The organism is Sphingomonas sp. J344 (assembly GCF_024700005.1).
Lineage (GTDB): Bacteria > Pseudomonadota > Alphaproteobacteria > Sphingomonadales > Sphingomonadaceae > Sphingomonas.
Genome location: NZ_JAJONB010000001.1, coordinates 1,055,873 through 1,078,918 on the forward strand (window position 1 = coordinate 1,055,873; position 23,046 = coordinate 1,078,918).

20 protein-coding genes and 4 pseudogenes are annotated in these 23,046 nt (G+C 66.2%); 7 read left to right on the forward strand and 17 right to left on the reverse strand.

Annotated features, from left to right (window positions below; translation table 11 throughout):
- Positions 1-4 precede the first annotated feature (4 nt).
- The 5 genes and pseudogenes from gluQRS to egtD all read left to right on the forward strand — a co-directional run bounded on the left by gluQRS (position 5) and on the right by egtD (position 4,112).
- Positions 5-870, forward strand: a pseudogene (gene gluQRS, locus LRS12_RS05310) (tRNA glutamyl-Q(34) synthetase GluQRS).
- Positions 871-1,013: 143 nt separating this feature from the next.
- Entirely contained in the window at positions 1,014-1,244 is a 231-nt protein-coding gene (locus LRS12_RS05315) for a twin transmembrane helix small protein (RefSeq protein WP_257843656.1), read from the forward strand.
- 15 nt (positions 1,245-1,259) lie between these two features.
- Positions 1,260-1,829, forward strand: coding sequence for a cob(I)yrinic acid a,c-diamide adenosyltransferase (locus LRS12_RS05320; protein WP_257843657.1), 570 nt, complete (start codon positions 1,260-1,262; stop codon positions 1,827-1,829).
- A gap of 46 nt (positions 1,830-1,875) precedes the next feature.
- On the forward strand, positions 1,876-3,135 hold the full coding sequence (gene egtB / locus LRS12_RS05325) for an ergothioneine biosynthesis protein EgtB (RefSeq protein ID WP_257843658.1): 1,260 nt from the start codon (positions 1,876-1,878) through the stop codon (positions 3,133-3,135).
- Entirely contained in the window at positions 3,135-4,112 is a 978-nt protein-coding gene (gene egtD / locus LRS12_RS05330) for an L-histidine N(alpha)-methyltransferase (protein WP_257843659.1), read from the forward strand. The genes egtB and egtD overlap by 1 nt, the downstream gene beginning before the upstream one ends.
- A 30-nt stretch (positions 4,113-4,142) precedes the next feature.
- Here egtD and LRS12_RS05335 read toward each other — a convergent pair whose 3' ends face one another.
- Positions 4,143-5,246: a GNAT family N-acetyltransferase gene (locus LRS12_RS05335; RefSeq protein ID WP_257843660.1), complete on the reverse strand. Its 1,104-nt coding sequence runs from the start codon at positions 5,244-5,246 to the stop codon at positions 4,143-4,145.
- Positions 5,247-5,473: 227 nt separating this feature from the next.
- Here LRS12_RS05335 and LRS12_RS05340 point away from each other — a divergent pair, with 227 nt between their 5' ends.
- Positions 5,474-5,923, forward strand: a complete 450-nt coding sequence (locus LRS12_RS05340) for a DUF2721 domain-containing protein (protein WP_257843661.1) — start codon at positions 5,474-5,476, stop codon at positions 5,921-5,923.
- Here the strand turns inward: LRS12_RS05340 and LRS12_RS05345 are convergent.
- The 16 genes and pseudogenes from LRS12_RS05345 to LRS12_RS05425 all read right to left on the reverse strand — a co-directional run bounded on the left by LRS12_RS05345 (position 5,920) and on the right by LRS12_RS05425 (position 21,572).
- Positions 5,920-6,561, reverse strand: a complete 642-nt coding sequence (locus tag LRS12_RS05345) for a DsbA family protein (protein ID WP_257843662.1) — start codon at positions 6,559-6,561, stop codon at positions 5,920-5,922. The genes LRS12_RS05340 and LRS12_RS05345 overlap by 4 nt on opposite strands.
- Positions 6,562-6,570: 9 nt before the next feature.
- A complete protein-coding gene (locus LRS12_RS05350; RefSeq protein ID WP_257843663.1) occupies positions 6,571-7,233 on the reverse strand; it encodes a FadR/GntR family transcriptional regulator in 663 nt (220 codons plus the stop codon).
- 198 nt (positions 7,234-7,431) lie between these two features.
- A complete protein-coding gene (locus tag LRS12_RS05355; RefSeq protein WP_257843664.1) occupies positions 7,432-9,477 on the reverse strand; it encodes a TonB-dependent receptor in 2,046 nt (681 codons plus the stop codon).
- A 409-nt stretch (positions 9,478-9,886) separates the two neighbouring features.
- A pseudogene (locus tag LRS12_RS05360) lies at positions 9,887-10,318 on the reverse strand (TonB-dependent receptor plug domain-containing protein); the annotation flags it as partial.
- A 105-nt stretch (positions 10,319-10,423) separates the two neighbouring features.
- Positions 10,424-11,287 carry a rhamnogalacturonan acetylesterase gene (locus tag LRS12_RS05365; RefSeq protein ID WP_257845434.1) on the reverse strand — a complete coding sequence of 288 codons (864 nt, stop codon included), beginning with the start codon at positions 11,285-11,287 and terminating at the stop codon, positions 10,424-10,426.
- On the reverse strand, positions 11,284-11,364 hold the full coding sequence (locus tag LRS12_RS05370) for a hypothetical protein (protein ID WP_257845435.1): 81 nt from the start codon (positions 11,362-11,364) through the stop codon (positions 11,284-11,286). The genes LRS12_RS05365 and LRS12_RS05370 overlap by 4 nt, the downstream gene beginning before the upstream one ends.
- Before the next feature lie 106 nt (positions 11,365-11,470).
- Positions 11,471-12,037: pseudogene (locus LRS12_RS05375) on the reverse strand (SDR family NAD(P)-dependent oxidoreductase); the annotation flags it as partial.
- A complete protein-coding gene (locus LRS12_RS05380; protein WP_257843665.1) occupies positions 12,038-13,315 on the reverse strand; it encodes an MFS transporter in 1,278 nt (425 codons plus the stop codon).
- Entirely contained in the window at positions 13,312-15,489 is a 2,178-nt protein-coding gene (locus LRS12_RS05385; protein WP_257843666.1) for an alginate lyase family protein, read from the reverse strand. Before LRS12_RS05385 ends, LRS12_RS05380 begins: the two co-directional genes overlap by 4 nt.
- The gene (locus LRS12_RS05390) at positions 15,486-15,704 is read right to left on the reverse strand and encodes a hypothetical protein (RefSeq protein ID WP_257843667.1); all 219 of its coding nucleotides are present in this window, start codon (positions 15,702-15,704) and stop codon (positions 15,486-15,488) included. Before LRS12_RS05390 ends, LRS12_RS05385 begins: the two co-directional genes overlap by 4 nt.
- Positions 15,649-17,669 (reverse strand): annotated as a pseudogene (locus LRS12_RS05395) (chondroitinase-B domain-containing protein). Before LRS12_RS05395 ends, LRS12_RS05390 begins: the two are co-directional and overlap by 56 nt.
- Positions 17,670-17,768: 99 nt before the next feature.
- On the reverse strand, positions 17,769-17,936 hold the full coding sequence (locus LRS12_RS05405) for a hypothetical protein (protein ID WP_257843668.1): 168 nt from the start codon (positions 17,934-17,936) through the stop codon (positions 17,769-17,771).
- Between the two features lie 61 nt (positions 17,937-17,997).
- A complete protein-coding gene (locus LRS12_RS05410) occupies positions 17,998-18,717 on the reverse strand; it encodes a Crp/Fnr family transcriptional regulator (RefSeq protein ID WP_257845437.1) in 720 nt (239 codons plus the stop codon).
- A 108-nt stretch (positions 18,718-18,825) separates the two neighbouring features.
- Positions 18,826-19,890 (reverse strand): TonB-dependent receptor domain-containing protein, encoded by a 1,065-nt coding sequence (locus tag LRS12_RS05415; RefSeq protein ID WP_257845438.1) that lies wholly within the window; start codon positions 19,888-19,890, stop codon positions 18,826-18,828.
- Positions 19,814-20,677, reverse strand: a complete 864-nt coding sequence (locus LRS12_RS05420) for a hypothetical protein (protein ID WP_257843669.1) — start codon at positions 20,675-20,677, stop codon at positions 19,814-19,816. Before LRS12_RS05420 ends, LRS12_RS05415 begins: the two co-directional genes overlap by 77 nt.
- Positions 20,628-21,572: a TonB-dependent siderophore receptor gene (locus LRS12_RS05425; RefSeq protein WP_257843670.1), complete on the reverse strand. Its 945-nt coding sequence runs from the start codon at positions 21,570-21,572 to the stop codon at positions 20,628-20,630. The genes LRS12_RS05420 and LRS12_RS05425 overlap by 50 nt, the downstream gene beginning before the upstream one ends.
- 339 nt (positions 21,573-21,911) lie before the next feature.
- Here LRS12_RS05425 and LRS12_RS05430 point away from each other — a divergent pair, with 339 nt between their 5' ends.
- Positions 21,912-23,045: a dipeptidase gene (locus tag LRS12_RS05430; RefSeq protein WP_257843671.1), complete on the forward strand. Its 1,134-nt coding sequence runs from the start codon at positions 21,912-21,914 to the stop codon at positions 23,043-23,045.
- Position 23,046: the final 1 nt, after the last annotated feature.

Sequence of the window (23,046 nt, forward strand, 5' to 3'; positions counted from 1 at the left end):
CTACATGGAAAAGGTGCCGTCCGACAGCCAGACCATCGTCACCCGCTTTGCGCCGAGTCCGACGGGCCGGCTGCACATGGGCCATGCCGTTTCCGCGATTGCCGCGCATGATTTCGCGCGCGAACGCGACGGCCGGTTTTTGCTGCGGATCGAGGATATCGACGGGACGCGCAGCCGGGCGGAGCATGTCGCGACGATATTGGACGATCTGCGCTGGCTGGGGCTGGACTGGGATGGGGAGGTGTTGTTCCAGTCGTCACGGCTGGATGCGTATCAGGCGGCGCTGGACGATCTGCGGGCGCGGGGCCTGATCTATCCGTGTTTCTGCACCCGCGCCGATATCGCGGCGAGCGCGAGTGCGCCGCATGGGCCGGAGGGGCTGGTGTATCCGGGGACATGTCGCGGGCTTGAGGCACCGGATTTGAGTGCGCCGCATTGCTGGCGGCTGAATATGGCGGCGGCGCTCGGGGGAGCGTCCAGGCTCTGACCTTCACCGACTCGCGCTTCGGCCCGGTCATCGCCGACCCCGCAGCGCATGGCGATGTCGTCCTTGCACGCAAGGATGCGCCGGCGTCCTACCATCTTGCCGTCACCATCGACGATGCGGCGCAGGGCGCCACCGATGTCGTGCGCGGCGAGGATTTGTTGCCCGCGACGCATGTCCACCGGCTGTTGCAGGAACTGCTAGGACTTCCGGTGCCGCGCTACCACCACCATGGGTTGCTGACCGGGCCGGATGGCGAGCGGCTGGCCAAGCGGCATGGCGCGCCGACGCTGGCGGCGCTGCGCGAAACCGGTGCTGATGGGCGGGCACTGGCGGATGCACTGCGGCGGGGCGAAATTTTCACCCTGACGTCACCCCGGGCTTGACCCGGGGCCCAGCTTCTTCGGGCGCTCAAGGCAGCTGGGCCCCGGGCCAAGCCCGGGGTGACGATTGTTTGTTCGGATGGTCAGCGCCGATTGAGATCGGTGCGGGGCTTTCATCGCGTGCCAACAACCCCTAGATTACGCCCATGCAACTCTTCCTCGTCCTGCTCCTCGTCGCCGCGATGCTTGCGACCGTCTTCGCCCTCATCAAGGGAATCGTCGCATTCCTGCGCACGACCGAGGCGGAGCTGAAATCGGGCGAGGGGCCGAGCGCGTCGGCGCTGAAGTCGAACAAGGCGATGCAGCAGCGCATCCTGTTCCAGGGCATCGCGATTGCCATCGTCGCGCTGTTGCTGTTGCTCGCCAGCAACGGCTGAGGCGCTGCCTGAGCGGTGGTCAAGCTCAATAAGATTTATACGCGCACCGGCGATGACGGCACCACCGGTCTGGTCGACGGGTCGCGGGTGGCGAAGCATGACGCTCGCATGGCCGCGATCGGCGATGTCGATGAGGCGAACAGCGCGATCGGGGTCGCGATTGCGGCAATCGGCGAGGACTATCCGGCGCGGTTGCTGACCACGATCCAGAACGACTTGTTCGACCTGGGTGCGGACCTGGCCACACCGAGCGAGGATTTCGAGCCGGGCGAGATGAGCTTGCGCATCGTCCCCGCGCAGGTCGCGCGGCTGGAGGTCGCGATCGACGCAGCGAATGAATCGCTGTCCCCGCTGACCAGCTTCATCCTGCCCGGCGGATCGGCGGGCGCGGCTGCGGTGCATCTCGCACGCGCGATCGTGCGGCGGGCGGAGCGCAGCGCGACCGCGGCAGCAGCACAGGTTGCGATCAATCCGCAGGCGATCGCGTACCTCAACCGGTTGTCGGACCTGCTTTTTGTGCTGGCGCGCGAAATGAACCAATCGGCGTCGGGCGACGTTTTGTGGACTCCAGGGGCGCATCGCTGATTTCCGGCATTTGACCCGCGCCCCGGTTTCGGGTTACAGGAACAAAATGCGAACGAGTGCGAGTCCCGTCGCGTGCAGTTCAACGCTTGAAACGCGGTTCCGCAAGGTTCGCGCGCTGACCGCCAATCTCGCCGCCTCGCTGTCCGACGCCGATGCGTGCGTCCAGTCGATGGACGACGCCTCCCCCGCCAAATGGCATCTGGCGCATACGACCTGGTTCTTCGAGACGTTCGTATTGCGCGATCATGTGCCAGACTATCGGCTGCACGACGACCGCTTCCCGTTCCTGTTCAACAGCTATTACGAGGCCGAGGGACAGCGCCATGCGCGGGCGCGGCGGGGGATGGTGACGCGGCCGACGCTGGACGAGGTGCTGGCGTACCGCGCGGCGGTGGAAGCGGCGGTGATCGACGCGCTGCCGGATTTGCCCGAGGCGGTGTTGGCGCTGGTCGAGCTTGGCTGTCACCATGAGGAGCAGCATCAGGAGTTGCTGCTGACCGACTTGCTTCATCTGTTTTCATGCAATCCGGTCGAGCCGGCGGTGTGGCCGGGCGATCCGAAGGTGCCGGTGGCGATGCCGGGGCCGATGGGCTGGATCGAAGGTGCCGAGGGTGTCGCCGAGATCGGCGCGACCGGCGATGGCTTTGCGTTCGATTGCGAAGGACCGCGCCATCGCGTGCTGCTGCATCCGCATGCGATTGCCGACCGGACGGTGACCAACGGCGAATGGGCGGCGTTCATCGCCGATGGCGGTTATCGCGATCCGCGCCACTGGCTGTCCGATGGTTGGGCATGGGTGCAGGCGCAGCGGATCGAGGCACCGCTTTATTGGGAGATGCGCGACGGCGGTTGGACGCGGTTCGGGCTGGACGGGCGGCGGCCGATCGACCCCGCCGCGCCCGTGACGCATGTGAGTTTCTTTGAGGCCGACGCCTATGCCAGCTGGGCAGGCGCGCGATTGCCGACCGAGGCGGAGTGGGAGGTCGCGGCGACGGGACATGACCCGGTGGGCGGCAACCAGCTCGACCGCGCCGGGCCGGTCGAGCCGCGCCCCTCCCCCACCGGCCCTGCCTTCTTCGGCGATGTGTGGGAATGGACCGGGAGCGCCTATCGCCCCTATCCCGGCTTTGCCGCCGCCGAGGGCGCGGTCGGCGAGTATAATGGTAAATTCATGAGCGGGCAGTTCGCCCTGCGCGGCGGAAGCTGCGCAACGCCGCGCGGCCATGCGCGCGCCAGCTATCGCAACTTCTTTTATCCGCACCAGCGCTGGCAGTTCACCGGGGTGCGGCTGGCGAAGGATCTGTAATGCTGAAGCGGGAAATCGAGGATGGTCAGGCGGGTCTGGCCGATCCGGCGTTTCGCGCGGATGTGCTGAACGGGCTGGCAGCGCGGCCACGCGCGATTCCGGCGCGCTGGTTTTACGACCGGCGCGGGTCGGAGCTGTTTGAGGCGATCACGCGGTTGCCGGAATATTATCCGACGCGGACCGAAACGGCGCTGCTCGAGCGTGTGTGCCCGGAGGTAGCACGCGAAGTGGGCCTGGGCGGTGCGGTGGTCGAGTTTGGGTCGGGTTCGTCGGCCAAGACGCCGATCCTGCTGCGCGCGGTGCGCCCGGCCGCCTATGTCCCGATCGACATTTCGGGCGAATTCCTGCGCGCGTCCGCGCGGGAAATCGCGGCACAGTTTCCGGTGATGGCGGTCGAGCCGGTGGAGGGGGATTTCCTGAAGCCGCTCAAGCTGCCCGCAGGAATTGGCGGATTGGCGCGGCTGGGCTTTTTTCCCGGATCGACGATCGGCAACATGACGCCTGTCGCCGCAGTCGACCTGCTGCGCGCGATGCGGGCGTCGCTGGGCGAAGGGTCGGCGCTGTTGATCGGGATCGACCGGATCAAGGATCCCGCAGTGCTGGTTCCCGCCTATGACGATGCGGCTGGCGTGACGGCGGCGTTCAACCTCAACCTGATCGAGCGGATCAATGCCGAGCTGTCGGGCACGATCCCGGTCGATGCGTTTGCGCATGTGGCGAAGTGGAACGATGACCTTGCGCGGATCGAGATGCATCTGGAGGCGAAACGCGCGGTGGCGTTCGAAGTGGATGGACGCGGCTTTGCAATCGCGGCGGGCGAGACGATCCATACCGAGAACAGCCACAAATATGGGGATCGCGACGCACGGCTGCTGCTCGCGGCAGGCGGGTGGAGCGTGACGCGCGCATGGACCGATGATGCCGGGCTGTTCGCGCTGTATCTGGCGCAGGCGCGGGCGGCGGAGGTTGCGCCGTAGCGATGCGCTCCTGCGACCGGAGCGCTGAGGCTATCCATTCGGCTCCACAGCCCCGCTCGCGCGCCAGCGGCGGCGCAGCAGCCGCGCCGCGACGCCAGGCAGTCCCGGCCGCACAAACAGCCAGTCGCGAATCGCAGGACCGGTGTCCGCGCCGATGACACGCTTGTAACCGCTGTCCCCTGCACCCCAGTCGACATCGGTAATGCCGTCCTCGAGCGCACGGACGAGGTTGCGGTAATAGAGCAATTTCCCCGGCGAATGCTTGGCAACGCGCGGGTCATAGCTGTTGGCGATCGCGTATTTGAGCGTCCCGGCGTTGAGATCGAAGGAGAAGGCGGTGGGTTCGCCATCGATGCGCAGCACTGCGGCCCACAGCATCTGCGCAACCACCGGGTCCTGCGCCGCCGCGCGCCAGAATGCGCCGTGGCCGGTGTCGGTGAACTTCGCATCGCGCCCGTCGGTGCGGTCGGCGATCCAGCTCTTGCGTTCGATTTCCGCCAGGGCGTCGAACGCCTGCGCGGTCCAGTCCCCGCCGCTGACGAAGCTCCAGTCGGGTTCGCCATGTTCGGCGAGATGCTTTTCGTGGAAGCGGTTCTTGCGCAGGGTCGAATTGCGGGGCCAGGTGCCTTCGGCCTGCAATGCGGCCATGTCGAGCAGGAAGCTTTCGGCGACGAAGCGGTCGAGCGCGACCCAGCCGCGCGTCGCGGCGGCGGCGCGCAGCCCCTCCAGCGCCGGGTCGCCGTCATAAACGGGGCCGATGCGCAGCGCGTTGGCGTGCCGCGCGAGCAGGTCGAGCGCGACCTCGAACGCCTCGGTCCCCGCCTCCTGCGCAACCGGGAAACTTCGAAACGGCCAGTAGCAGCCGGGGACTTGCGCGAGACGCAGTGGCGCGGGGCCAGTGGGGATCAGCGGCAGCGCGAGCACCGGCACGCCTTCGCGCAATATGGTCAGCGTGCGCGCTTCACCGCCATAGACGTGGAGCGCGGCGGCAAACCATCCATAGCGCAGAAAGCGGTGGGTTGGCGCGGCGGATGCGGCAACGCTGTCGATCGCGCTCGCCAACCCGTCCCCGATGCTGGCGGTCAGCACGGGCGGCAGGCGCGTGAAGTCGGCAAGCGGCATCGGCTTCGTCATAGCTCCGCTCTACCGGCAAGTCGTTACGAATGGGTGGAAGTGCTTGCACTCGCGCGCGGCGCTCCTAGTGTTTGCTTCGCTGCGCTCAGCAACGGCACCGGCCCGCTCCCCCACCCGGCCACCCAACGACAGTGTATTCTATGGGTGGCCGGGTGGGGGGAGCGGGCCGGTGCCGCCACGGGTTCAGCTTGTCTGAACCCAAGCAAAGGCTTTCGATGCAGGCCCCGATGATCTCCACCGTCGCCGCGACGATCCAGATATCGATCGCCCCCGTGTTCCTGCTGGCGGGCATCGCCGGCATCCTCAACGTGCTTGTCGGGCGGATGGCGCGGGTGGTGGATCGCGCGCGCAAGCTGGAGCAACTCCACCCGGTGTCGACCGGCGCGGAGCATGAGCGGCAGGTGTGGGAGCTGCGGCTGATCGACCGGCGACTGTCGATCATCAACACGTCGATCTGGCTGTGCGTGGCGAGCGCGATCGCGATCTGCCTGGTGGTCGCGTTGCTGTTCGGGGCGGAGATCGTCCATCTCGACATCGGCGTGGTGGTCGCGGTGGCGTTCATCGCGTCGATGCTGTTGCTGACGGCGGGACTGGTCGCGTTTCTGGTCGAGGTACGACTGTCGGTGCAGGCGGTGCACGTCCGAGAGGAATTGCTGGAGCGGGATCGGGTCGGCTAGCGCCGCTCGCGCGCCTGTGCGACGGCGCGCTTGAGCGTGGGGAGATCGACCAGACCGGGGACGAGATAGGGGCCGACCATCATGCCGGGGGTGCCGGTCAAGCCGAGCAACCGGGCATAGTCGTTGGTCCGCGCGAGCAAGGCGTCGATCTCACCCTTGCGTTTGACCAGGTCGCTGTCGAGCCGCTTCCAGTCGACGCCGGAGGCATCGGCCGCGGCGCGGATCTTTGCCGCGTCGATCCGGCCCGATTGCGCGATCAGCGCGCGGTGGAACGCGAGATGCTTCTTCTGGAAGCTGGCGGCAATCGCGGCGCGCGCAGCGGGGCCGGAGCCGCCGCCAAGGATCGGCCAGTCGCGATAGACGACGCGAACCTTTCGGTCCTCCGCCATCAACGCGTCGAGCGTCGGGCTGAACCGACGGCAATAGCCGCATTGATAGTCGGAGAAGACGACGAGTGTGACGTCATAACCGCGCGGCGCGATCGTCGGGGCGAGCACGTCGTTGCGGATCTTTTCGCGGATCGCCTCGGCGGCCGCACGGCGGCGGGTGTCGCCGGATTCGGACACGCCCTCGTCCTGCGCTGCGGTGGAGAGCGGGATCGCGAGCGCGAGCGCGGCAAACAGGAACTGGCGAAGCATCTGCGCGCCTTAGCGCAGACGCGCGGTCATCAGGAAGCGTTCGCGGCTTTCGGCGGCCTTGCGGCGCAATTCGCTGATCTCGCGCTCTTCGGTCGCGTCCAGCATCGCTTCGAGCAGGCGGTTGAAATGCTGGCGCATCGCGATGCGCGCGCCACCCGAATCCCCGGCGCGCAGCGCATCGACGATCGCGGCGTGCTCGCGCTGGCGGGTGCGTCCGTCATGCTGACACACGCTGGCATAGGTGGTCCGCACTTCGGGCATTTCGGTGCGCATCCGCCACAATTGCTTGATGACGTGGATCACAGCCTGATTGCCCGATGCCGAAGCGATCAGCAGGTGGAATTCCTGATCCGCCTCGGTCGACGCAGCGTCGTCGCTGTCGTCGCGACCCATGATTTCGAGCAGCTCGTCGAGCCGGGCGAGCATTTCCGGAGTGACGGTGGACGCAGCAAGCGCCGCCGCCTCGCTTTCGAACAGCGAGCGCGCCTCGGTCAGTTCGAACGCGCTGACCGAAGGGGGCGTGTCGGTCGGCGCGGACTTGCCGTCGGTGACATAGACGCCCGATCCCGTCTTGATGACGATCCGACCGATCGCCTGGAGCGCGATCTCCGCCTCCCGGATCGTCACGCGGCTGACCCCGAACCGTTCGGCCAGCTCTCGCTCGCCGGGCAAACGGGTGCCGGGGGGAACACCCCTGATCGATCAGCGCGGTGATCTGGTCGGCGATCCCCTGGTATAGCCGGTCAGCCATTGCGCTCCTCACCAATTCGCATGGCCCGATCCTTATTGCCTTCGCACCAAAGCGCAAGCGAAGAGGGTTCCGAGCATCGCTTTGCCATGCGTGCGGTGCCGATCGGCTCCCCCAAGCCCCTAAATCCGGAACCGCGCGCCGATGAAGTAGCGCGGGCCGTAATAATGGTACTGCCGGATGCTGCCGACGACCGGCATATCGGTAACCTTGGGCGAATCGAAGATGTTGGTCGCTTCGGCGCGCAGCGAGATGTTGCGGTTGACGTTGAACGAGGCGCGCAGGTCGAATGTCTCGTTGCCGCGCACATAGCGCAGCTGCGTGTTGCCGCCGACAAAGTCCTGATAATAGCTCGACCGATAGTTGTAGATGCCCTGGAGCGAGAAACCGCCAATCTCGTAATAGAGCTGCGCCGAGACGACGTGCTTGGAGAAGCCGCTGAGGCCAGCCGGCGGGATGATCCCCTCGCTGACATTGCCGGTCAGCGGATCGAGAATGTCGCCGAGGCTGACATCCTCATTCTCGAAATCGGTGTCGGCATAGTTGTAGCTGAGCTTGCCGCCAAACCCGTCGAGCGGCTTGGGCAGCCAGGAGAAGCGGTTGGCGAGCGTGACCTCGACGCCCCAGAGCTGGCTCTTGCGGTCGCTGTTCGCGGTCTGGATCACCGGGACGCTTACATTCTGGCCGCCGATCACAAAGTCTTCGTTGGTGACGAACGGGATGAAGCCGCCGCTGAATTCCTTGAAATAGAGCGTCGCGGAGAAGAGCGAGTCGCGGTTCGGATAGTATTCGAGCGCGATGTCACCGTTCCACGACATCAGCGGCTTCAACGCCGGGCTGCCATTGGCGCGGATTTCATTGATCGCGTCGGCGACGCTGGTGCCGCTCGCGTCGAGGACGAAGGTGCGGCCGGCACCGAGCGCGCTGGGTGCGGGGCGCGAAAGGGCACGATATGCAGCGGCGCGGAGCAGCAGCCGGTTGGGCTGAAGCTCGAAGATCGCATTGACGCTCGGCAGGACCCGGGTGGTCTGCGCTTCCAGCGTCACCGTGTCGAACGTCCCCGGCGTCGGGGTCAGCGTGACCGTGCCGTCGGGATTGTTGACCACCGTGAACGCGCTGCGCAGCCCGACCGAGGTCAGCTGCGTGTTGACCACGCGCACGCCGACATTGCCGCGCACCGGCATGTCGCCAAGGTCGCCCGCATAATCGGCCATCACATAGCCGGCGAGCGTGGTTTCGGTGACGTCGCGATTGGCGGGCGAGCGCAGGTCCGCCGGGCGCCCGGGGTCTTCCGACCCGGTATATTCGCGCATCAGGCACAGCGGGTCGAAGGTCGCCCAGCTGGTGATGCTGTTGCCCTCCGCACGCTCGAGGAAGCCAGTCTGCGGGAAGGCGGTGCGGCACAGCGTGTTGATGCGCGCATCCTCACGCCCCGCAGCGGGCGGACCCAACGGGTTGAGCGTGACTTCGTTCCGGACATCGTAATCGGTGAAGGTCTGCTGCGCCCAGCGACCGCCGACGGCGATGTTGGTGATGAAGCCGTCGAGCCGGTAGTCGAGGTCGAGGCGCGCGCCCCAGATCTCGTTATGGCGGCGGCTTTCGTCGCGGCGGGCGCGGGCGTCGTCCCAGAACAATGCGTGGTTGTTGGGGTCGAAGCGCGGATCGAAGGTCACCGTCGGCGCGAAGTTCCCCGGCAGCACTTCATAGGTGTAGGGGACGCGCATGCTGTTGGTGGCAAATGGCGCGGTCGCGAAGAAATTGCGGGTGCCGTTCATGTCGAACGGGTCGGTGCGCAGGCGGACCTGACGCTCGATTTCGGTGCGGATGGTTCGCGAATAGGCGCCGTCGAGTGCGACAGTGAGACGGTCGCCGCTCCAGCGCAGGTTAGCACCTGCGCCCAGATATTCCTCGGCGCGCGACAGGTTGGAGGCGGTGGATTCGACCGCGCTGAGGCCGTTCATCCGCTGAATCACGCCATTTTCGTCATAGACGACGTTGGTGAGGCCGTAGCGCATTTCCGAAATGTTGAGGTCGCGGCGGTTCTCGACGAACGTCCGGTCCGACCATTGTGCGTCGAGGTTGAGTTCGACCCGGTCCGAAAATTGCCATTGCAGCGCGCCGAACACCGCGTCGCGCGTGTCGACTTCGCTGATCTGCCGCCATGCCATCGCGTTGGGCGCAAGGTAGAAGGGCGTGCCGGCCGCTGCCTGGGGGGCGGGTGACCGGGGTGCAATTGTTGTTGGCGACGACGATGGTCGCGTTGCATGCGGTCCAGGTCGAGCTGCCCGCGACGGTTTCCTCGGGGTTGTTGGTCGAATTGCGCTGGACGCCGATCGCGATGCCGACCTCGCCGAGGCCGCCCAGCTGATACTGGTCGACATAGGACAGGGTACCGCGCCAGCCCCAGGCCGACGAACCGGTGACCTTGTCCTGATAGGGGCTGTAGTTTGCCTTGATCTCGCCCTGCACGCGCATCTTGCCGAAGTCGAGCGGGCGCAGCGTGCCGATGTCGATCGTGCCGGCGACGCCGCCTTCGACCAGGTCGGCCTGCTGGGACTTGTAGATCTTGATGTTGTTGACCAGTTCCGACGGGAACTGGTTGAAGTTGACGGCGCGGTCGCCCGACCCGTTGGTGGCGTCGCGGCCGTTGAAGGTCGTGTTGCTGAGGAATGGGCCAAGGCCGCGCAGCGCGATTTCCGATGCACCGCCCTTTTCGCGGTGCGTGGTCGCGCCGGTGATCGTCTGGATCGCCTCACCGACCGACAGCGCGGGAAGGTCGCCGATTTCCTCGGTCGACAGCGCATCGACGATCGCGGTCTCGCGCTTCTTGACGTCGATCGAGGTGCGCAGCGTTTCGCGGATGCCGGTAACGACGACCTCGTCCTCCGCCGCGGCATCGGCGTCCTGCGCCAAAGCGGGTGCAGCGGCGAACAGCGGGAGCGCGGCTCCGGCCAGCAGAATGTTACGAAGTGCGCGCGGCGTGCGTGCGGCCTGATCGAGCATGGCCATCGGCCCTCTCCCCAAAGTTCATGTTATGCCAGCTTGGTCGCCGGTCAGGGCGATTCTGTCAACCTGTTATTTAGTCCTATTATCGCAATTGGTCCTACCAATTTGTCAGGGCACCAATTGCGATGCGAGCGCCGGGACCGCGCGGGCGAGGTCGTCGGCGACCAGGCGCGCGAATACGCCCGCCCCGGTTTCCCCGAGATGGGTGTAGTCGAACTTGCGCGTGTGCTGGCCGCGCGCGCCGCCGGGCCGGGTCGGCAGATCGGGCTCGCGCGCTTCCTCGGTCGAGCGCTGCCTGAGCGTCGTGCCGGCCTTGGCGGCGGCGCGTTCCTCGGCCGTCGGTTCGGCCTGGGCGAGCGCCATCGAGTCTTCCGCGCCCAGCTTCTGCACCACTGCGGCGCTCCGGCGATTGAGGTCGACCAGTGGGGTCTTGGTCGCGGTCGCGACCTTGCGCACCTCTTCCGACCATTCGTCGAGATTGTTGTCGAGCTTGCCGCTCTTGAACACGCGGCGGGTCAATGGGGTGACGAGGACGGGAATTCCCCCAGCGGCGCGGACCTCCTCGACCATCTTCGTCAAATTCGCGGGGAATTCGGTGGTGCGGTCGGTCCAGCGCTCGGGGACACTCGACTGGTCGTTATGGCCGAACTGGATCAGCACATAGGTGGCGCGATAACCCGGCACCTTCGCCTCGGCCAGCGCGATGTCCCAGCCGCCTTCCTGCCGATAGCTGCGCGTCGAACGCCCGCCGCGCCCCGCATTGAGGCAGGCGACCGAGGACTTGACGTGACGGGCACAGAACATCGACCCCCAGCCGCTCGCCACCGCCATCGTCGAATCGCCGACCAGCACGATCTTGTACGGCTGAAGCGGCGGTGCGTCGGTGCGCTCCTTCGTCTGCGCCCTGGCAATGGCGGGAGCCAGCGCGAGGGCGACGGCGGCGAGCGCGGCGGTGGCGAGGATGCGGGTCATGAGAAGGCGAGCCCCCCGTTGATGTCCATGTTGAGTCCGGTGAGGAAGGAGGCATCGTCGGAGGCGAGGAATGCCACTGCGGCAGCGACCTCGTCGGGATGGCCTTCGCGGCGCAGCGGGGGTGTTGCCGGCGACCGCGGCGCGTCCCTCGGGCTTGGAGAAGATGTCGTGGAAGCTAGTGCCGATCAGGCCCGGGCACAGCGCGTTGACGCGGATGCCCTGCGGACCCAGCTCCTTCGCCCAGCCGCGCGTCAGCGTGGTCAGCGCGCCCTTCGACGCGGCATAGATGCTCGCGCCCGGCCCGCCGCCGTCGCGCGCGGCGAGCGAGGACAGGTTGACGATCGCCGACCCCCTGGCGAGGTGCGGGAGCGCCGCCTTGGTAACGAGGAAGGCGGACTTGAAGTTCAGGTCCATGACGGTGTCGAAGAACGCTTCGTCCATCTCGGACAGCGTCTTGCGCGCGACCATGCCGCCCGCGCAGTTGACGAGCACGTCGATCGCGCCGCCGCCGAACTGTGCCGCCGCAGCGATCAGCTCGGCGACCTCGTCGGACTTCGTCACATCGGCGCGGTGGAGCAACGCGGTGCCGCCTGCTGCCTCGACCGTAGCCAGTGTGTCCTGTGCCGCTGCCTCGTCGCTGCGATAGTTGATGACGACCTTCGCGCCCTCTGCCGCGAGTCGCAGCGAGATCGAACGGCCGATGTCGCGACCGCCACCGGTGACGATGGCGAGCTTGTCCTTGAAACGCATTTATGCCCCTTGGTCTTGAGTGTTCGATTGGACGGGCTCGATGCGCCCGCCGATGAAGATGCAGATCAGCGACAGCGGCACGAGCGCCGCGCCGAGGATGAAGATCGGTGCGAAGCTGGTCGCGGTCATCGACGGGACCAGCCAGGTGGTGATCAGCGTGCCCGCGACCGCCGCCGTGCCGCTGATCCCGGCGAGCGAGCCGACTGCGCCACCGCCGAACCAGTCGGACGGCAGCGTCTGGATATTGTTGATCGCGACCTGAAAGCCGAACAGGATCGCGGCGATCAGCAGCACGGCATAGAGCGGCGTCGCGGCGGTCGCGGTGAGCAGCAGTGCGGGCAGCATGATGATGCAGCCGAGCGCAATCACGCTCTTTCGCGCCCGGTCGGTACTCCAGCCGCGCTGGATGAGCTTGCCCGACAGCCAGCCGCCCGACAGCGATCCGGCCATCGCGCCGACGAACGGCACCCAGGCGAACATGCCGATCTGCTTGACGTCGAAGCCGAAGCTTTCGTTGAGGTAGATCGGCAGCCACGAGACGAACAGCCACCAGATCGGATCGAGGAAGAAGCGGCCCGACATGACCGCCCATGCCTGACGATGGCGCAGCAGTTGGCCCATCGAGGGGGCGTAGCCGGCGCTCTTTACGCCGCCCTCCGCCTCGTTCGCGCCGAGGATGTGTTCGCGCTCGGCCTTGCTGAGCCAGGGGTGGGCGTCGGGGTCGGATTTGTAGACCCAGATCCACGGCAGCAGCCACAGGAAGCCGAACACGCCGATGATGACGAAGGTCGTCCGCCAGCCGACAAAGCCGAACAGGATCGCGATCAGCGGCGCGGACACGATCGCGCCCATCGACGCGCCGGCGTTGAAAATCCCCTGCGCAAAGGCGCGTTCGGAGCGCGGGAACCAGGTGGCGTTGGCCTTGGCCGCGCCGGGCCAGTTGCCCGCCTCGCTGACGCCGAGCGCAGCGCGGAGCACGCCCAGGACGAGCATCGAGCGGACCAGACTGTGCGCGGCGATCGACAGCGACCAGACGACGATCGAGATGGCGAAGCCCATGCGGGTGCCGACCACGTCGAAAATCTTGCCGAAGATCGACTGGCCGAGCGCGTAGAAAACCATGAAGATGGTCACCAGCAGCGCATAATCTTCCTTGGTCGCGCCGATGTCCTTGGCGACTTCAGGCCACATCACCGCAAGCGCATTGCGGTCGATGTAATTGATGACCGTCGCGATCGCGATCAGGCCGATGATCCACCAGCGGAACCCGGATTTCATTTGCTCTCTCCATCGAACCGGCCGACCGGGCCGCTCCAGTCGAGCTTGCGCCCGTTCACGGTGACGCTGTGCGCCTTGCCCGCAGTGGTGTCGGTGGCGATGGCGATCAGGATGCTGCGCCCGCCGGTGAGGGTGATCGTCGCGACGCGCGCGCCGCCCGTTTCGGTCATGGTCAGGCCGGTCACCGCGCTGCGGCTGCCGGTCGTGGTCTCGGTCGCGGCGTCGTAGCGGCCATGCGGTTCGAGCAGGCTGAGGAACGCGGCGTCCCCTGCCCCGCTCAGCCGCTGGATCAGCACCGGTTCACGGCGCAGGTTGAAGCGCGGATCGTTCGCGCCGCTTTCGGCGACGATCAGCTGCGCGCCGGGCGTCGCCATGCGGTAACTGTAGAAGCGCCCCTGATTGATCCAGGTAACGCGCCCCTGCCCGTTCGCAAGCGGCCCCGTCGCATCGACCCAGAGATGCTGATAGCCGTTCGCCTTGCCCAGCACCGGGCGGGTGGTGACGTTCGATGCCAGTTTCACGTCGGTATCGATGATGTGCCCGGCGAAGTGGAGCGGCAGGTCATAGGTTGCCTTGCCTGCGTTCTTTACGGTCATCAGATCGAGGACGAGCGGGGCGTTCTTGCCCATGTCGATCTGGACCAGCGCGCGGCGGAAGACGATGCCGGGATAGGCACCCGCCATCTCGCCGATCGAATAGCGGGCCGGTCCTTCGCCCTGGAACGCCAACTGGACCGGCGCCACCTTTTCAGCCGGCGCGAGCTTCGCGTCGAAATGGCTGGTTTCGTTCACGACCAGCGTGTTGTGCGCGACGCTCTGCTGCGCCCAGCTGTCGTTTTCGGGAAGGTAACGACCGCCGTCCTTCGCCTCGATATTGAGGAAGCGGGCGGCGCCGTAATCTGTCACCACCGCCTGGCCATTGTCGTAGAGCAGCCAGTTGAGCTTGTCGAAATGGCCGTGGCCCATGCCCTGCGCCGTATTCTTGGCGACGACCACCTGCGCGGTGTCGTGCGGACCGGAGCGCAGGATGGCGAGCGCGCCGTCGCGGCCCTGTGGCCCGTCGCGGAGCAGGGTGGAGGCGAAGGCAAAGGGTTTGGCCTTTCTCGCCGCAATGTCGCGCGCGACCGCGAAGCCCTCGGGCGAGAGGGCGACCTTGTCCTGCCATTTGGCGATGCCGAGCAGGCCGGGATCGCGGGTCGCGGCATAGCCGATGGCTACACCCTGATAGAGTTCCTCGGTCTTGAGGCTCTTGTCGGGCATCGCGTCGTTGATCGGGAAGAAATAGCCGCCGTAGCTGGTCTGGATCGCGGTACGGATCGCCTTGAGCACGATCCCGTCGCGGTAGGTGAAGATCTTTCGCTGCGGCTCGTTCGCCTCGATCGCCTGCGCGAACACGACGAAGGGCTGGAGCGCGTAGCGCTGATAGTACGGCCCCTCGGCATAGTAGCCGTCGGGGGAGAAGAGTTCATCGAGCTGACGCAGGAAGCCAACCTTGCCCGAGCGGTCGCTGCCCTTGAGTGCCTGCTCGACCAATACGGGATCGCGCAGGACGTAACCGGTCATGCCGACCCCGGCATTGGCCCAGGTCGAATGATTGTGAATGCGGTCGAACGTCTTGGGCTCGCTGGTCAGCCACGCGGCAATGCGACGGAACACCTGCTCGTCGATCGTCTTGCGCTCGGCAGCGGTCAGGTCGGCGCGGACCGCGTCGTAACCCTGGATCGCATGGACCAGCCAGACGCTGTCGTTAAGGCTCTGCCAGAACAGCCGGCCCGGCACCTGATTCGACGCGGCAGGGTGGTTCGCAAGCGTCGGATACAGCTTCGCATAGGCGAGCAGCAAGTCGCGGACATAGTCGGCGTAGCGGCGCTCGCCGGTCACCCGGTAGAGCGTCCCCGCCTGCTGGATCAGCTTGTAGTTCGCCTTGTGCCGCTCATGCGTCGGCCCGCCGCCGCGATCTTTTGGGATCGGCACGTCGATCCCCGCACGGATGGCGGCATCGACCGATTTGCGTGCGGCGGCGAGCTCGCGCGCAAACAGCGGGGCGGACTCGGCGCCGGCGGTCATCGCGCGATAGGCTTCGAGGCTGGTGAGGACGGGCGCGGTCGCAGCGTCCTGCGCGAAGGCGGGCGCGGCGCTGGCGAGCAGCAATGCGGCGAGCGTGATGCGGATCATTGCAGCGCCTCGACGCGGTTGTCGGCGACCAGAATGTCGGGCGCTCCCTGTGGGTAGAGACGGGTGATTGCCGGTTCGGGCGTCGCGGCGAAGACATTGGCGGTGATCCGCACCACCGGCGCGCCGACGCTGTTGGCGATGGCGATGCCCCCTGCCCGCTCAAACCGGTTGCCGCTGATCGTGACATTCTGAACCCCGCGAGAGGCGCACCGCACCGCCGCCGGCAACGCGGTTGCCGGTCATCGCGAACCACGGACCGAAGGTGCTTTCATCAGTTCCGAGCCGCGCGACATCGGCGATGGTCGCCACATCGGTGAAGTCGCTGTCGGCGACGGTGATCCGCTCGGCACTGTACAGGCCCTTGCTGCCGGTCTCGGCGGCGGCTGCGACCACCGCACCGGAGACGTTGGCGAAGCTCGAGCGGCGGATTTCGATATCCTCGGCGAAGGTGCCTGCAGTCGTCGCGATGACATCGCCCGCGCCGCGCACGGCGACATCGGTCAGCGACACGCGATAGTTCAAAATGCTCACCGACTGCGGCGCGCGAATGAGGGCGGCGCGCGCCGCAGCCGGTGAGGCAGCGACGCCGGAGAGGGTGACGCCGCTGAAGTGAAGACTTCCGCCGGGGAGCAGCTGGAACAGGGTCGGCGACGCGCTTTCGAGGATCGCGGCGCGCGGGCCGGTGAGCGTCAGGCTGTGGCCGACCGGGATCGGCGCTGTGACGCGATGCGTGCCGGGGGCGACGCGGATCGTGTCGCCGGGGCCGGATGCTGCCACCGCCTGCGCCAGCGCGCCGGGGGCCGCGTCGAGCGTGCGACCGCTCGCGGCGGCGGCGTCCTTGGGATACCAGGCCGGGCCGGCATCCTCGCGCTTGAGCATGACGAGGTCGCGGGGCGCGCCGACGTTCGCGAGCGCGGGGTCGGCGGGATAGAGCAGGCCATTGGCCGCGCGAACCAGCTTGATGTCGGCCCGCGCGAAACCGGTCAGCCCCTTGGGTGCCGGGCCGGACTGGACGTTGCCGGCCATGGCGATGCCCGACGCATCGCCCTCGACCCGGACGATATCCTTGCCCGATGCGGTGTAGATCAGGTTGCGCTCGAACCTGCTCGACACCGGCGGCGCGCTGCGTTCGGCATCCGCCCCCGCGCCGAAGGTGATGCGCGCGGCGTCCACGATCGTATTGCGTTCGATCACCGCATTGGCGACCTGGTGATAGCGATTGATCGTCGAATTGGGCACGCCGTGCATCACGGCGATGGCGCTGAGGAACGAGGTGCCGGTGACGCCTTCCAGATAATTGTGCCGTACGATCTGGTCACGGTTGATCACGCGGATACCCCCGGTCGACGGCTTGCCGCGCCCCAGGAAGATGTTGCGCTCGACCAGATTGCCGTTGCCGTGGCGCAGCACGATCGCGCCCTGCGATTCGACGACCATGTTGCCGCGGATGATGTTGCCACCGGCCTTGACCGAGACGATCTCGACCTCGCCATCGCAGCGTTCGAACCAGTTATTCTCGACGATCGACTTCGAATCGCTGAGCGATTCGTCGCTGGTGCCGATGCGGATCGTCTCGCCACCGTTGGAGCCGAGCGGGGGCGCGGGCCGAAGAAATTATGGTCGATGCGTGCGCGGTTCTCCTGCCCCTGTCCCTTGGGCCGGATCACCGCGAGGGTGACGCCGCCATTGCCCTTGCCCGCGAACCAGCTGTGGTCGACGCGGTTGTCGGTGCCATAGAGCGCAACCCAGATATCCTCCGCGCGACGATCGGGATTGGTGAAGCGATCGACCACGATGCCGGTCAGGCGCGTGTGCGATGCGGGCGTCTTCGAATCGCGGCGGAGCGCGATCAGTTCCTTGGTCGGCGAAAAGCCGTTGCGGAAGACGAGGTTGGAGACGACGAGATGTTCGCCGCCGATGCGCAGGTTGGACTGACCGGAAATGATGACCCTGCCCGGGGTCTGTGCGGTCAGCGTGATCGGATTGTCGGCGGTGCCGCGCCCGGTAAAGACGATCTGGAAGTCGCGCCACACCCCGTCGCGCAGGATGATGCGATCGCCGGGCTTCGCTTTCTTGACCGCAGCGGCATAGGCGGCGGGGTCGGCGACGAGATAGTCTGCGGCGAACGCGGGCATCGGCGCGGCGATCACCGCAACTGCAATGAGTGCCCCAATCCGCATCCCGATCCCCTCAATCTGTTCTCTATACCCATTGGACTAACCAATTGGTCGTAACACTTCAAGGGGTCTTCATACCATTTCGTCGCGACGACGTTGGCCCTACCCGCGCTCGACGATGCCAAGCGTGAGTTTCTCGCCCGCCGCGACGCGTTCATAACGTTCGGCCATGGCCCGGTGCGCGGCGCGGACTGCGGGATCGATGGCGGCTTCCGCACGCGCCCGCTCTTCCGCCGCCCGCGCACGGTAATAGTCGAGATCAGCTTCCATGGCGCGTCCTCCTGTTCACGGAGGCGTAGCGCGTCGGGCGAGGCGGACCGGCTAACCCGTGTTAGAGCGGGTCCGCATCGAGATAGAGATAGGCGGGATCGAACTCGGCAATCGCACGCAGCGCGACCGCATCGGTGATCTCGACCCGCCCGGCGCGGAAGGTGAGTACCCCCATTTCGCGCAACCGGCGGAGCGAGCGGTTGACGTGGATCGAGGTGAGCCCGTGGCACTCGGCTAGATCGGTCTGGCTGAGCGCGAGCGCATAGCAATCGGGATCGGCCAGCCCGACGATGCCGAGCCGTAGGTGCAGTTCGCAGAACAGATGCGCGATCCGGGCGAGCGCATCGCGGATACCCATCGACAGCACCCATTCGCGGTGGATCGATGCGTCGAGATTGGTCGAGAACCAGTAGAGCCGCCCGATGCGGGGGTATCGGGTGATCAGTTCCTCGATCCGCGCATGGGGCACCGCGGCGATGCGGCACGGGGTCAGTGCGATCAGCGAATGATCGAGACGCTTCAATGTGAAGCTGTGCAGATCGGCGAAGTCGCCGGGAACGTGGAGTTCGGTGATCTGGCGCTGACCGTCGCTCAAGTCCTTGTAGCGCGCTGCGATGCCGTCGAGGATCAGGATGCTGTGGTCGAGCCGGGTCCCCGCCTCGATAAAGGTGCGCTGCGCCGGGACGGTCAGGGGAGCGCCGATGATCTCTCGAATCGCCCGCTCCTCCTCCGTGTCGAGGCTGTGGCGCGCGCGGATGCGGGCGAAATGGCGGTCGATCATTTCGGTCACGCCCCGCCAACGCGTGGGCCGCGATTGGGGTCCGTAAAGCAGAAGGGCCCGGGCATCGTGCGATGCCCGGGCCGCCCCCGTTCGCCCAAGGGGTCGGGCTTAGAAGTTCAGGCGCGCACCAAAGGTGAAATAGGTGCCGATCGCGTCGTAGAAGACCGGACCGACCGGGCTGAGCGGCGGCTTCTGGTCGAGCACGTTGTTGATGTTGAGCGACAAAGTGACGCGGTCCATCACCTTCGCCCGCGCGCCCATATCGAGATAGGTGTAGGCACCGATATCGTTGTTCACCAGATAGCCGGTCGGGTTTACCGACTGGTCGAGCTGGCTGTTGAACTTGCCCGCGCCGACATAGCGGACGCGCGCATCGAGCCCGAGTACCTCGTTCTGGTAGGCGAAACTGAGGACGCCGCGCCAGCTGGGGATCGCGTTGCCGGTGCCCGCACCGACATCGCCCGCCGTGTCGACGCGCGACACGCCGGTGTCGATCACGAATTCGCGAACATGGGTTGCCAGCGCGCGAATGCGCATCGTGCCGGGGATGTTCGCGATCGCCGACATCGGGAAGACATAGGATGCCTCGATATCGACACCGCCGGTTTCGAAGATCGCCAGATTCTGGGAGTTCGATCGGACTTCGGTGACCGTGCCCGTCGCATCTCGGGTGATCCGCGCACAGGCGGCGGCGTTGCCGTTCTTGCACGCCAGCGTCAGGTTGGAGCCCGACAGGGTGCTGATCGCGCCGTCGATCTTGATGTCGTAATAGTCGACCGACAATTTGAAGCCCGGGATGAACTTCGGCGTGAACGATACGCCCAGCGCGGTGGTGTGGCTGATTTCCGGCATGAGGTCCGGGTTGCCGCCGCTGTAGGTGGTTACCGTCGCCGGGGTCGGGTTGTAGGCAGCGTTGGCAGCAGCCCGCCCGTCGGTGTCGCGATCGACCAGCGGACCGACATTGATCGCGCGGGTCGAGAACAGCTCGCCGATGGTCGGCGCGCGAATGTCGCGCGAGCGTGTGCCGCGGAACATCACCGTGTCGAACAGGGTGACGTTGGCGCCGCCCTTCCACGACCAGATCCCGCCGCTGCGGCTATAATCCGAATAGCGCGCCGCGCCGGTGGTATCGATCTTGGCCGTGCCCTCGATATCGAGCAGCGGGAGCGCGATTTCGGCAAAAGCCCTCCTGCACGTCGAACCCGCCGCTGACCGGCGAACCGTAAAGGTTGAGCGGGCCGAACGCACCGGCCAGGTCGAGCGCGCCGCTGACCGACTTCTGCTCCTCCCACCGGCTTTCCGCACCGAACGCGACCGTCACCGGCCCCGCCCAGAGCGAGAACAGGTCGCCCTGGATCTGCACCGCCGCCGAATCGAGCTTGCTGACCGTGTCGTTCTGCTGCGTGCCGCGGATATAGGCGAGCGCCTCGGGCGAGGCCGCATTCAGGCCGAACAGGTTGAGCGGGCGGCACGCCGCGTCGTCATTGGTGGTGCTGGCGTCGGCATTGATCCCGCACACGATCTGGCCGCCGCTCGACACCGCGTTGATCGCGGCGTTGAAGCGCGAAACGATGCGCGCGTTGCGGATGCGCTGCGCCTGATCGACTTCGCCATGGCTGAAATGCGCATTGGCCTTCCATCCGCCGCCAAGATCGGCCTCGATCCCGATCGCGCCCTCCTTCTGCTCGCGCGTGCCGTCATAGATCAGGCTGTAGGGACCGGTGAAAAAGCGGCCGAGGGTGAAGCTGGTTTCGCCGGCATTGGCGAGCGTGGTGCGGATCGTCTGCGACAGGAACGGGTTGGTCGCCGAAATCGTCAGCGCCGGCGAAATGCCGATGTCGGGCAGGAAGGCATAGGTCGATTGCGACCGGCCATAGCTGACATCCGCCCATAGCTTCACCGCGCCGAAATCATAGGTGGCCCGGCCATAGGCGCTGATACGCTCCAGCGGCGTGGTCACGGCGACGACGTCGTACAGCCCGACCGCATCGGCACCGCCCAGTACCTGTGATGGAAAGCGGATCGCCGGGTTGGCGTTGAGCGAGGTGCCCGCGCCATAGGTACGCAGCGTGCCGTCGCTGTTGAACATCTGTCCGGCCAGCACGCCAGTGGTGATCAGGCCGCCGGGGGGTCTGGTTGCCGTAATTGACGTCGGGGACGAGGATCTGGCGCAGGTCGGTGGTCGAGGTCGGGTTGAGCCGGACGATACCCGCACTGCCCAGCCGGTCGCGCGAATTGCGATCGGGGATCGATTCGTCCTTCACATATTCGGCGGTGACCATGATCTGGCCCCGGCCATCGGCGAAGGAGGTGCCCGCGGTGATGTCGCCACCGTAACGCGCGCCGTCGCCGCGCGTCGAAATGCCGCCAACGCCACCAACGGTCACGCCCTTGAAGCTGTCCTTGAGGATGATGTTGACCACGCCCGCGACGGCGTCCGAGCCCCACGCCGCAGAGGCACCGCCGGTGACCACCTCGACCCGTTCGACCAGGCTCATCGGGACATAGTTGAGATTGTTGTTGCCGACGAAGCGCCGTCCCTCCAGCAGCGTCAGGGTGCGGTTGGTGCCCAGGCCGCGCAGGTCGACCGGCGCGCTGCCGCTCGACGTATTGCCGACCGACACCTGCGGCGTGACGCTAGGGCGGAAGGCAGGCGAATCGTTGAGCACCTGAGCCAGATTCGGGCGCTGCCCCTGGCGCAGTTCGGCCTCGCCGATCACCGTGGTCGGGGTCGGCTGGTCGAACCCGTCGCGCACGATGCGCGACCCGGTGACCACGACGGTATCGTCCTCGGCGACAGCCTCCGCGGGCGCGGCAGGCGCGGTTTGTGCGAATGACGGCGTTGCAGACAGCAATGCGACGACCAGCGCGGCGGCGCTGCTCCCGCGAGCGATGCCGAGTTTCCGATTCGATACGAGCTTGCGCATGTCTTCTCCCCTTGTTGGCCTGCCTCCCGGGCGGCCATCCTCTCCCAGGGAAAGAAAAGTGACACATTGTCCCGATCAGGACAATATATTTCCTATGGTGCAAGATGTGGGCAATTATCCCCCTGATTCTCCACTATTTTGAGTCGATTGGACGCACAACAGGTCGCCGCGCACCCAAAGCAGGCCGCGACAAGTCGCGCGGGACCGGTTGACCTTCTCCATTCGGGACTATAGCGTCCTCATCAGAAAATTCGGGGAGATGGGGCAATGCGGGTTTCTCGTCGTCAGGCCATCGGCGGGCTGGGGGTCGTCGCGATTGCCGCGCCGCACATCGCGCGCGCCAGCTTCCAGGTCGATCCGGTCACCGGGCGCAGCTATTCGAAGCGCGCGATCGAGCTGGTCCGCCAGTCGGTGGTCGTCGACATGCTCGCCCCGATCAAGATCGACTTCAGCCCCGAATTCTATGCCGCACCGATGAGCGACCAGATGGTCGCGGACTTTCGCGCGAGCGGCATTACCGCGATTCACCACGCGGTCGGGCTGGGCGGCCCCAACGCCAAGGAAGCGGCGTTCAATTTCTTCGCGATCTGGGGCAATTATGTCGCGCGCAACAGCCATGTCCTGACCGGGATGAGCAAGTTCGCCGACATCCTGCGCGCGAAGAAGGACGGCAAGGTCGCGGTGATCATGGGGCTGCAAAATGCCGACCATTTCCTGCGCCCGGCCGACGTCAAGACCTTCTACGACCTGGGCCAGCGCTGCGCGCAGCTGACCTACAATTCGCAGAACCGGATCGGGTCGGGATCGACCGACCGGGTCGATGGCGGGGTGAGCGATTTCGGCGCCGAGATCATCAAGGCGATGAACGATGTCGGGATGCTGATCGATGTGTCGCATTGCGGCGACCGCACCACGCTCGACGCCATCGCCATCTCGACCAAGCCGCTGTCGATCACCCACAGCAATTGCCGCGCGCTGGTCGACCATCCGCGCGTCAAGACCGACGAGGCGATCAAGGCGATGGCGGCCAAGGGCGGGGTGATGGGCATCACCGGGGTGCGCAACTTCATCAGCAAGACCGACCCGACCACCATCCGCCATTATGCCGACCATATCGATCATGTCGTGAAGCTGACCGGGATCGAGCATGTCGGGATCGGCACCGATTCCGACCTGTACGGCTATGACGACACCTCGCCGGAGATGAACAAGATGCTGCGCGGCGCCTACAAGGACAGTTACGCCTTTCGCGAAAAGATCGATGTCGACGGGTTCGACCACCCGCTCAAGATGTACGCGCTGGCCGACGAGCTGATCCGGCGGAACTATTCCGATGCGAATATCAAGGCGGTGCTGGGCGGCAATTTCCAGCGGCTGCTGACCGCGACCTGGGGCGGCTGAT

Bases quoted from the DNA above. Each gene is read 5' to 3' on its own strand.
- LRS12_RS05315 (WP_257843656.1), top strand. From the start codon at position 1,014: ATGCAACTCTTCCTCGTCCTGCTCCTCGTCGCCGCGATGCTTGCGACC.
- egtB (WP_257843658.1), top strand. From the start codon at position 1,876: ATGCGAACGAGTGCGAGTCCCGTCGCGTGCAGTTCAACGCTTGAAACG.
- egtD (WP_257843659.1), top strand. From the start codon at position 3,135: ATGCTGAAGCGGGAAATCGAGGATGGTCAGGCGGGTCTGGCCGATCCG.
- LRS12_RS05335 (WP_257843660.1), bottom strand. From the start codon at position 5,246: ATGACGAAGCCGATGCCGCTTGCCGACTTCACGCGCCTGCCGCCCGTG.
- LRS12_RS05340 (WP_257843661.1), top strand. From the start codon at position 5,474: ATGATCTCCACCGTCGCCGCGACGATCCAGATATCGATCGCCCCCGTG.
- LRS12_RS05345 (WP_257843662.1), bottom strand. From the start codon at position 6,561: ATGCTTCGCCAGTTCCTGTTTGCCGCGCTCGCGCTCGCGATCCCGCTC.
- LRS12_RS05355 (WP_257843664.1), bottom strand. From the start codon at position 9,477: ATGGCATGGCGGCAGATCAGCGAAGTCGACACGCGCGACGCGGTGTTC.
- LRS12_RS05365 (WP_257845434.1), bottom strand. From the start codon at position 11,287: ATGACCCGCATCCTCGCCACCGCCGCGCTCGCCGCCGTCGCCCTCGCG.
- LRS12_RS05380 (WP_257843665.1), bottom strand. From the start codon at position 13,315: ATGAAATCCGGGTTCCGCTGGTGGATCATCGGCCTGATCGCGATCGCG.
- LRS12_RS05385 (WP_257843666.1), bottom strand. From the start codon at position 15,489: ATGATCCGCATCACGCTCGCCGCATTGCTGCTCGCCAGCGCCGCGCCC.
- LRS12_RS05405 (WP_257843668.1), bottom strand. From the start codon at position 17,936: ATGGAAGCTGATCTCGACTATTACCGTGCGCGGGCGGCGGAAGAGCGG.
- LRS12_RS05410 (WP_257845437.1), bottom strand. From the start codon at position 18,717: ATGATCGACCGCCATTTCGCCCGCATCCGCGCGCGCCACAGCCTCGAC.
- LRS12_RS05430 (WP_257843671.1), top strand. From the start codon at position 21,912: ATGCGGGTTTCTCGTCGTCAGGCCATCGGCGGGCTGGGGGTCGTCGCG.